Annotated in this window: 1 protein-coding gene; it reads right to left on the minus strand. The window is 71.6% G+C overall.

The features are described 5' to 3' along the window. A partial coding sequence (locus tag ACWEMY_RS28425) for an amino acid adenylation domain-containing protein (protein ID WP_452392493.1) occupies nt 1-11093 on the minus strand: 11093 nt, incomplete at both ends.

The following is an 11093-nucleotide window of genomic DNA, read 5'->3' on the forward strand; positions in this document are numbered from 1 at the left end:
AGCTCACCGTGCTCGGTCCAGGCGACGAGGTCGCCGGTGCGGTACATGCGTTCGCCGTCGGTCCCGAACGGGTCGGCGACGAAGCGGTCGGCGGTCAGGTCCGGCCGGGCGACGTAGCCGCGCGCCAGCTGGGTGCCCGCGAGGTAGAGCTCACCCGCGACACCCACCGGGACGGGCCGCAGGCGCGCGTCGAGGACGTAGACCTGGGTGTTGAACACCGGGGCGCCGATCGGGACGGTGTCCACATCGGTGTCGACGACCTCGTGGAAGGTGACGTCGACCGCGGCCTCGGTGGGGCCGTACAGGTTGTGCAGGGCCGCGCCGGTGAGCTCGCGCAGGCGGTGCGCGGGCTTGGGCGGCAGCGCCTCACCCGAGGCGAAGACCATGCGCAGCGACTCGCAGCGGGCCGCGGCGGCGTCGGCGACGAACACCGCGAGCATCGAGGGCACGAAGTGGGTGACGGTGACGCCCTCGGCCCGGATGATCTCGGCCAGGTAGGCCGGATCACGATGACCGTCGGGCTTGGCCACCACCAGACGCGCACCGATCTGCAAGGGCCAGAAGAACTCCCACACCGACACGTCGAACGTGGCAGGCGTCTTCTGCAACACCACATCGTCGGCGGTCAGACCGTAGGCCGCCTGCATCCACACCAGACGGTTCACGATCGCCCCGTGGCTCACGGCCACACCCTTCGGGCGACCCGTCGAACCGGAGGTGAAGATGACGTACGCGGTGTTCGACGGACGCAGCGGCGCAACGCGTTCGGCGTCGGTGAGGCGGGTGTCGGTGTAGCCGGCCAGGTCGAGCAGGTCGATGCGGACCTGCGCGGTGTCGATCTCCAGATCGGTGCCCGAGGTGAGCACACACACCGGATCGGCCGTCGCCAGAATGTATTCCGTGCGCTCGGCCGGGTGATCGGGGTCCAGCGGCACATAGGCGCCACCGGCCACGGTGACGGCGTACATGCCGACGACCAGGTCGATCGAGCGGCGCATGCCAAGGGCCACATAGCTTTCCGGACCGACGCCACGGTCCACGAGCCAGCGGGCCAGGCGGTAGACCCGCTGACCGAACTCGGCGTAGGACAGACTCGTCCCCTCGAAGCTCAGCGCGGTCGCGTGCGGGGTCGCGGCGAGCTGGGCCTCGAACAGCGAGACCAGGGTGGCCCGCTGGTCGACCTCGTGCGCGGTGGCGTTCCACTCGCGCACGACGAGTTCGCGTTCGGCGGCGTCGAGCAGTTCCAGATCGCCCACGGCGACACCGGGTTCGGTGGTGATCGCGGTGAGCACCCGGATCAGGCGCTCGGCGATGCGGTGCACGGTGGCCGCGTCGAACAGGTCGCTGAGGTAGCCCGCGCGGATGCGCAGCTGGGTGTCGAGCTGGGCGATGAGCGAGAGCGGGTAGTGGGTGGCGTCGGCGGCGTCCAGACCGGTGACGGCCATGCCGTCGATATCGGCGGCCTGGGCCTTGATGCCCTCGGCGTCGACCGGGTAGGACTCGAAGACCACCAGCGAGTCGAACAGGCCACCGATGCCCGCCGCGGACTGGATCTCGGCCAGGCCGATGTAGTGGTGGTCGAGCAGGTCGGCCTGCTCGCCCTGGGTGCGGGTGAGCACCTCGCGTACCGATTCGGCGGCGTCGAAACGCACCCGGACCGGGACGGTGTTGATGAACAGACCCACCATGGATTCCACGCCGGACAGCTGCGCGGGACGGCCGGAGACGGTGGTGCCGAAGAGCACGTCGTCGCGGCCGGTCATCCGGCCGAGCACGATCGACCAGGCGACCTGCAGGACCGTGTTCGGGGTGACGCCGAGCTCGGCGGCCAGCGCGACCAGGCGGGCCGTGGCCGCCTCGTCGAGGTCGAACAGGTACTCCTGCGACAGCGCCGCGATCTCGCGGCCGGCCTCGGGACGAGCGAGCAGGGTCGGTTCGGTGACGCCGCGCAGGGCCTCGGACCAGGCCGCCACCGACACCGAATGATCCTGCTGGGCAACCCATTCCAGGAAGTGCCGGTAGGAGCGCTGGGCGGGCAGCGCGCTGGCGTCGCCGTGCAGGGCGTAGAGCGCGAGCAGGTCGCGCATGACCAGCGGGGTCGACCAGCCGTCGAGCAGGATGTGGTGGTTGGACACCACGAAGCGCCACTCGTCCTCGGCGACCCGGATGAGGGTGAACCGGATCAGCGGCGGCGCGGCCAGATCGAAGCGGGCGGTGCGGTCGGCCTCGACCAGGTCGGCGAACTCGCCCGTGTCGACGCGGTCGTGCTCGGTCCACGACACCGGGGTGTGGTCGAGGACGATCTGCACGGCATTGCCGTCGTGGTCGGTGACGAAGGCGGTGCGCAGGGTCTCGTGCCGGTCCAGCAGGGCCTGGGCGGCCGCGCGCAGACGGGTGGCGTCGACGCGGCCGGTGAGGGTGAGGACCGCCTGGGCGGTGTAGACGTCGACCGAGCTCGCGGCCAGGCGCGCGTGGAAGAACAGACCGGCCTGCAGGGCGGCCAGCGGCCACACCTGGGTCAGCTCGGGGTAGCGCTTCTCCCAGAGATCGATATCGCGCTGAGTGGAGCGCACGAGCGCGAAGTCCGACGGCGTGTGGCCGCCGGCGTCGGCCGAGTTGGCGTGCCGGGCAACAGCTTCCAGCGCGGTGACCCACAGGTCGGCGAACTCGCGCACCTCGGCGGCGGCGAGCAGCGTGCTCGGGTAGCCGATGTTCGCGCTGAGCTTGTCACCGACGACGATCGCGTTGACGTCCAGCGGCGCCATGGCGGGCATGTCGGCGTCGTAGGCACCACCCAGGGCGGCCAGCTCCGGCGCGGGAATCCAGCCGAAGCCGCGCAGGGCGTCGGGCACGTCGCTGTCGGCGACCCGGCCCAGGTAGTTGAAGCTGATCTGGCCGGGCAGCTCGGTGGGCAGCTCGGCGGCGGTGTCGGCGTTGAGGTACCGCAGCAGGCCGTAGCCGATGCCCTTGTCGGGCACCGCGAGCAACTGCTCCTTGACGGCCTTGACCGCCTGACCCAGCGCGGGCCCACCGGCGAGCGCGGCGTCGATATCGATCCCGGCCAGGTCGAGGCGGACCGGGAAGATCGCGGTGAACCAGCCGACGGTGCGGGAGAGGTCGGCGCCGGGCGCGACCTCTTCCTCACGGCCGTGGCCTTCGAGCCGGACCAGCAGGGCGTCGTCGGCGGCGGTCGCGCCGTTGCCCGCGGCGAGGCGGGTGCCACGCCACTTGGCGGCGGCCAGGGCCAGCGCGGTGAGCAGACCGTCGTTGACGCCACCGTGGAACAGCGCCGGGACGGTGGTGAGCAGGGCCTTGGTGACCTCGGCGGACACCTCGACCGGCAGCTTCTCGATGACACCGGAGACGTCGACGGCCGGGTTCATCGGCCGCTCGGTGAGCAGCGGGTCCGGGGTCGCGACGACCTCGCGCCAGAAGTCCAGCTCGGCGGTGCGCTCGGGGGTACGCGCCTCGTCGGCCAAGGCGTGCGCCCAGGCGCGCATTGAGGTGGCCGGGGCGACCAGTTCGGGCTGCTGACCGGCGGACAGCTGACCCCAGGCGGCCACGAAGTCGGGCACCAGGATGCGCCAGGAGACGCCGTCGACCACGAGGTGGTGCGCGACGACGATCAGGCGACCCGCGCGCGCGGCGGCATCGGGCTCCAGCCACACGAACCGCACGACCACACCATCGGCGGGGTCGAGCCGGTCGAGGCCGGCATCCAGTGCGGCGGAGGCGATCTCGACCAGCTGGTCGTCGGTGGCGTCGGCCGGGAAGGTGGTGTGGTCGATGAGCGCGTCGGCGTCGACGGTGCCCGCAGGCGCGGTGGTGACCACCCAGCGGCCGTCGACCTGGTGCAGGCGCGCGCGCAGCATGTCGTGGCGGTCGATGACCGCGCCGACGGTGGCGGCGATGCCCGCGCGGTCGATGCCGACCGGCAGTTCCAGCGCCATGGTCTGGTTGAACCGGCCGAAGGAGCCGGAGCGCTCGGCCATGAACCGCACGACCGGGGTCAGCGGCATCTCACCGACGCCACCGCCCGGCAGCTCGGCGAGGGTGATCGCGGAAGCGGCTGCCACATCGGCGGTCTCGGCCACGGCGGCCAGTCCGGCGACGGTGCGCTGCTCGAAGACGTGGCGCGGGGTGAACAGCACGCCACGGGCCTTGGCCCGCGAGACCAGCTGGATGGAGACGATCGAGTCGCCGCCGAGGGCGAAGAACGAGTCGTCCACACCGACGCGCTCCACACCGAGCACCTCGGCGAAGACCTCGGCGATGGTCTGCTCGATCGGGGTGCGCGCGGCCCGGAAGGTGACCTCGGTGGCGAACACCGGCTCCGGCAGCGCCTTGCGGTCGAGCTTGCCGACCGGGGTGAGCGGCACGTGGTCGATCACCATGATCGAGGAGGGCACCATGTAGGCGGGCAGGCGTTCCTCGACATGCGCGGTCAGCGCCGCGACATCGATCGAACGACCCGGCGCGGCAACCACATACGCGACCAGTGAGACCGCGCCCGCGGTGCTCTTGTGGCCGAGGGTGGTGGCGAAGTCGACGGTCTCGTGCGCGGCCAGCGCCGAGTCGATCTCACCCAGTTCGATACGGAAGCCACGGATCTTGACCTGGAAGTCGGAGCGGCCGACGTATTCGACGGTGCGCTCGGCGGTCCAGCGCACGACGTCACCGGTGCGGTACATCCGCTCCCCCGGCACGAACGGGTCGGCGACGAACCGGTCGGCGGTGAGGCCGGGCCGGGCGTGGTAGCCGCGGGCCAGCTGGATGCCCGACAGATACAGCTCACCCGCGACACCCACCGGCACGGGCTGGAGCTGGGCGTCCAGGATCAGCGAGCGCATACCGCGCGTCGGGCCACCGATGGTGACCAGCTCGCCCGGCGTCAGCGCGGCGCTGATATTGGTCATGATCGTGGTCTCGGTCGGGCCGTAACCATTGTGGAAGGCACGAACTGTACCGTCCGCCAACGGAACCGCCCACTTGCTCACCAGATCGGCGGGCACCGCCTCACCACCGGCGACGAGCACGCGCAGCGAGTCGAGGCCGCTCGGGTCGAAGGTGGCCAGGGCGGCGGGGGTGATGAAGGCGTGGGTGACCCGCTCGGTGCGGATCAGCTCGGACAGCTCGTCACCGCCGTAGACACCCGGCGGCACGACCACCAGGGCACCGCCGCGGGCCAGCGCCAGCAGCAGTTCCAGGATCGAGGCGTCGAACGAGGGCGAGGCGAAATGCAGTGCGCGCGAATCGGAGTCGAGGGCGTAGCGCTGGGCCTGCTCCTCGCCGAAGTTGGCCAGACCGGCGTGGGTGACCACGACGCCCTTGGGCACACCGGTGGAACCGGAGGTGTAGATGACGTAGGCGGGCTGCTCGGGGCTGGTCTCGCGGACCAGTTCCGCGTCGACGATCGGACCGCCGTCGACGGCGGCCAGGTCGAGGTCTTCCAGCACCAGCCAGCGCGCGGAGTCGGGCAGGCCGTCGCGCACGGCGGCCACCGTGAGACCCAGCGGTGAGCCGGAGTCGGTGACCATGTGGGCGATGCGGTCGGCCGGGTAGGTCGGGTCGACCGGGACGAACGCGGCGCCGGTCTTGGCGACGGCCCAGGCGGCCAGCACCGAGTCGGCCGAACGCGGGACACCCACGGCGACAAGGTCTTCCGCGCCGATGCCTTCCGCGATCAGCAGGCGGGCCAGGCGGTTGGAGCGCTCGTCCAGTTCGGCATACGACAGCGCTGTCCCCTGGAACACGACGGCGTCGCCGGTCGGGTTCCGGTCGACGGCCTCGGCCAGCAGCGTGCGCAGGGTGCGCGCGGGCACCGGCGGCTCGCCGACCCGGAACACCAGGTCGGCCCGCTCGGCGGCATCGAGGACATCGATCGCGCCGACGGTCACCGACGCGTCGGCGGCCACGGCCGCGAGCACGCGCTCCCAGCGGGTGGCGATGGTGTCGACGGTGGCCTCGTCGAACAGTTCGGTGGCGTAGTTCAGGGCCAGCGCCATCCCGCCGCTGCCGGGTTCGCCCAGCTCGGACAGGGTGAACTGCAGGTCGAAGCGGGCGACGCTCTCCTCGAGGTCGAGCGCCGAGACGGCCAGGCCGGGCAGTTCCAGGGTGGTGCGGTCCAGGTTCTGGAAGGCCAGCATCACCTGGAACAGCGGGTTGCGCGACTGCGAGCGCTCGGGCGCGAGGAGTTCCACCAGGCGCTCGAAGGGCACGTCGGCATTGCCGTAGGCGTCGAGGTCGGTCTTGCGGGACTGCTCGAGCAGGTCGGTGAACGTCTCGCCGGGGCGCACGCCGGTGCGCAGCACCAGGGTGTTGACGAACATGCCGACCAGGTCGTCGAGGGCCTGCTCGCCACGGCCCGCGATGGGCGTGCCGACGGCGATGTCGTCGGAGCCCGAGAGCCGGGCCAGCAGCACGGCCAGGGCGGTGTGCATGACCATGAACAGCGAGGTGCCCTGGCGGCGGGCCAGTTCGTCGAGCCTGCCGATCAGTTCCGGCGGCAGCTCGCGGTGCACGGTGGCGCCGCGATGCGAGGCGATGGCCGGGCGGGGGCGGTCGAAGGGCAGGGTGAGCTCGTCGGGGATGCCGGCGAGCTGGGTCTGCCAGTAGCCGACCTGGCGCGACATCAGCGACTCGGTGTCGTCCTCGGTGCCGAGCACCGCGCGCTGCCAGATCGCGAAATCGGCGTACTGCACCGGCAGCGGCGCCCAGCCGGGCGCGGTGCCCTGGGCGCGGGCGGTGTAGGCCAGCATCACGTCGCGGGTCAGCGGCGCGATGGAGAAGCCGTCGGCGGCGATGTGGTGGACCACCACGACCAGGACGTGTTCGTCGGCGGACGCCCGGAACAGGCGCGCCCGCAGCGGAACCTCTTCGGCCACATCGAATCCGGCCGAGGCGAACTCGGTGACGGTCTCGAAGAGCCGCTCCGGTGCGACAGTGACCGGGCGCAGGTCCAGCGACATGCGTTCGGCGGCCACGATCTGCTGCACCGGGGTGCCGCCGTGCTCGGGGTAGCGGGTGCGCAGCGACTCGTGCCTGCGCACCAGGTCGGCCAGCGCCAGCGCCAGCGCCTCGGTGTCGAGGGCGCCGGTGAGGCGGATCGCCACGGGCAGGTTGTAGGCGGCGGAGGTGGTGTCGTACTTGTTGAGGAACCACATGCGCTGCTGCGCGAACGACAGCGGCACCAGTTCACCCTCGGTGCGCTCGCGGGCGACCAGCGCCGCGCGGGCGGTGCCGCCGGTGTGCGATTCCACCCGGGTGGCCAGGGCTTCCACGGTGGAGGCCTCGAACAGCGCGCGCACCGGCACCGTGGCGCCGAGCGCCGCGCCGATGCGGGCGACCACGCGGGTGGCGATCAGCGAGTTGCCACCGAGTTCGAAGAAGTCGTCGTCGACGCCGACCCGGTCCAAGCCGAGCACCTCGGCGAAGACCGCGGCCACGGTCTCCTGCACCGGCGTCACCGGGGCACGGAAGGCGCGCGCCTGCACCGCGGGGGCGGGCAGGGCGCGGCGGTCCAGCTTGCCGTTGACGGTCAGCGGAATCCATTCCAGGCGGACCAGCGCCGCCGGGACCATGTACGCGGGCAACTGTTCGGCCGCGCCGCTGCGCACCACGTCGAGATCGGGCTGGGCCTCGCCGTCGGCGACCACATAGGCGACGATGCGCTGGTCGCCGGGCTGGTCCTCGCGCACGATGACCGCGGCCTGCGCGATACCGGGCTGGGCCAGCACGGCGGCCTCGATCTCGCCGAGCTCGATGCGGAAGCCGCGCACCTTGACCTGATCGTCGGCACGACCCAGGTATTCGAGCTCACCGAAGCGGTTCCAGCGCGCGAGGTCGCCGGAACGGTACAGCCGGGAACCGGCCTGGTTCGGGCCCGCGAGCGGGTTGGCGACGAAGCGGGTCGCGGTGAGGTCGGGGCGACCGAGGTAGCCGCGCGCCAATTGCGGCCCGGCGACGTACATCTCGCCCGCGACACCCACCGGCACCGGCCGCAGCCGGTTGTCGAGCACGTAGACGCCCAGGCCCGCGATGGCCCGGCCGACGACCGAACCGGACGCGGCGGCAATGGTTTTCGCGTCCAGCGCGCGGAACGACACGTGCACCGTGGTCTCGGTGATGCCGTACATGTTGACCAGCGTCGGCGAGCTGTCGCCGTGACGGGCCACCCAGTCCGACAGGCGGCGCAGCTCCAGCGCCTCGCCACCGAAGACCACATAGCGCAGCGCCAGCGGCGCCAGGCCCGGTCCGGCGTTCCGGTCGGCCTCGGCGAGCTGGTAGAACGCCGACGGGGTCTGGTTGAGCACGGTGACCTGCTCGACGCGCAGCAGCTCCAGGAACTGCTCGGGCGAGCGGGAGGTGTAGTAGTCCACCACGATCAGCGAGCCGCCGAACAGCAGCGGGCCCCACAGCTCCCACACCGAGAAGTCGAAGGCGTAGGAGTGGAACAGCGTCCACACATCGCGCGGGCCGAAGCCGAAGTCGCGATCGGTATTGGCGAACAGGCGCACCACATTCCGGTGCGCGACGGCGACGCCCTTGGGGCGGCCGGTCGAGCCGGAGGTGTAGATGACGTAGGCGACATTGTCCGGCGAGAGCGGCGCGATGCGGTCGGCGTCGGTGATCGGCAGATCGTCGGCGTCCTCGACATTGCCGGTCTCCACGGCGAACCCGTCGAGCACCACCGAGGGCAGGTGGCCGGGCACGGTCACCTGGACGGTGGAGTCGAGCACAACGCTGGTGGGCCGGGAGTCCTCGAGCACGTAGGCGATGCGCTCGGCCGGGTAGGTCGGGTCGACGGGCACGTAACCGGCGCCGGTCTTGATCACGGCCAGCAGCGCCACGACGAGATCGAGCGAACGCGGCAGAATCACCGCGACCAGCGATTCGGGACCGGCGCCGTCGGCGATCAGCCTGCGCGCCAGCACATTCGCGCGCCGGTCGAGCTCGGCGTAGGTCAGCGATTCCACACCGAACTTGGCGGCGATGCGATCCGGGTAGGCGACCGCGGCCGCGTCGAACAGGTCGACCAGCGTGGTGTGCTTGTTGCCGAACAGCCCGCGGCGATGACCCGCCGGGGTGGTGGCGTCGTGCACGACCGGCAGACCGATGGCGTCGGCACCCGAGGACACCCAGCGCTGCGCGACATCGCGCTGCTCGGCCTCACCGAGCAGGTCGATGTCGCCGACGATCACGTCCGGGTTCTCCGCGACGCTCCGCAGGATGCGGACCAGGCGGTCACCGAAGGCGGCGACGGTCTCGGCGTCGAACAGATCGGTGGCGTAGTTCCACGACAGCGCCAGCGAGCCGTCGGCGGCCTCGCCCACGGTGAGCTGCACGTCGAATTTGGCTGTGCCCGGGTCGAAGTCGACGACATCGAGGTCAAGGCCCGGCAGCGCGACGGTGCCCGCGTCGGCGGCGGTGGCCGCCTCGAAGGTGAGCGCCACCTGGAACAGCGGGTGGTGCGCCTGCGAGCGGGTGGGGCTGAGCACGTCGACGAGCCGTTCGAAGGGCACGTCGGCGTTGGCGAAGGCCGACAGGTCCACCTTGCGGACCTGGTCGAGCAGGTCGGCGAAACTGCCGCCGAGGTCGACCTCGCTGCGCAGCACCAGGGTGTTGACGAACATGCCGACCAGGTCGTCGAGCGAGCGCTCGCCACGACCGGCGATCGGGGTGCCGATGGCGATGTCGGTGCTGTTGGACAGGCGCGCGGCCCAGGTGGCCAGCGCCGCGTGCATCACCATGAACAGCGTGACGCCACGGGCCTTGGCGATCTCGGTGAGCGCCTGGTGCAGCGGCGCGTCGACCGAGAAGCGGTACAGGTCACCGGCATTGGTGGCGATCTCCGGCCGGGGCCGGTCGGCGGGCAGCTCGATCTGGTCGGGCAGATCGCGCAGCTGCTCGGTCCAGTAGGCGATCTGGCTCGCCGCGACCGACTCCGGATCGCTCTCCTCGCCGAGGACTTCGCGCTGCCACAGCGTGTAGTCGGCGTACTGCACGTCGAGCGGCGCCCACGCGGGCACCTCGCCCCGGGCGCGTTCGGTGTAGGCGACCACGACATCGCGCAGCAGCGGACGCAGCGAGAAGCCGTCACCGCTGATGTGGTGCATGACGAGCACGGCCACGTGGGTCTGCTCGTCGACGCGCAGCAGGCTCGCGCGGAAGGGCACCTCGCGGGTGACGTCGAAGTGCACGCCCGCCAGCTCCACCACGCGGGCGACCACGTCACCGGCCGAGGGCTGGGCGGGCAGGGCGAAGCGGACCTCGTCGGCGGGCAGGATCTGTTGGTAGCCGGCGCCTTCCACTTCCGGGTAGAAGGTCCGCAGCGATTCGTGCCGCGCGGTCACGTCGGCGATGGCGGCTTCCAGCGCCGCCACATCGAGCTCACCACTGAGGCGGATGGCCACCGGGATGTTGTTGACCGCGGTGCGGTTGTCGAAGCGGTTGAGGAACCACATCCGCTGCTGGGCCTGCGAGAGCGGCACCAGCTCGGGGCGCGGCCGGGCGACGAGCGGGATGCGTCCGCCGCGTCCGGTGGCGGTCTCCACCCGCGCGGCCAGCGCGGCCACGGTCGAGGCCTCGAACAGCGCGCGCAGCGGCACCTGGGTGTCGAGCGCCTCGGACAGGCGCGCGGCGACCCGGGTGGCGATCAGCGAGTTGCCGCCGAGTTCGAAGAAGTCGTCGTCGAGGCCGACCTGACCGGCGCCGAGCACCTCGGCGAAGGTCGCGGCGACGATCTGCTGCACCGGGGTGACCGGCGCCTGGAAGGTGCGCGCGGCGAACACCGGCGCGGGCAGCGCCTTGCGGTCGAGCTTGCCGGAGGCGTTGAGCGGGAAGGCGCTGAGCACCACGTAGGCCGCGGGCACCATGTACACCGGCAGTTCGGCGCCGAGGGCGTCCTTGACCGCGTCGGTGTCGACGGTGGCGCCCGGCTCCGGGATGACGTAGGCGACCAGCTGATCGCCGGTGCGCTCGTCGGCACGGACCACGACCACCGACTGGGCGATCGAGGGCTGCGCGGTGAGCGCGGACTCGATCTCGCCGAGCTCGATGCGCAGACCGCGCAGCTTCACCTGGAAGTCGGTGCG

The organism is Nocardia sp. NPDC004415, from assembly GCF_053602435.1.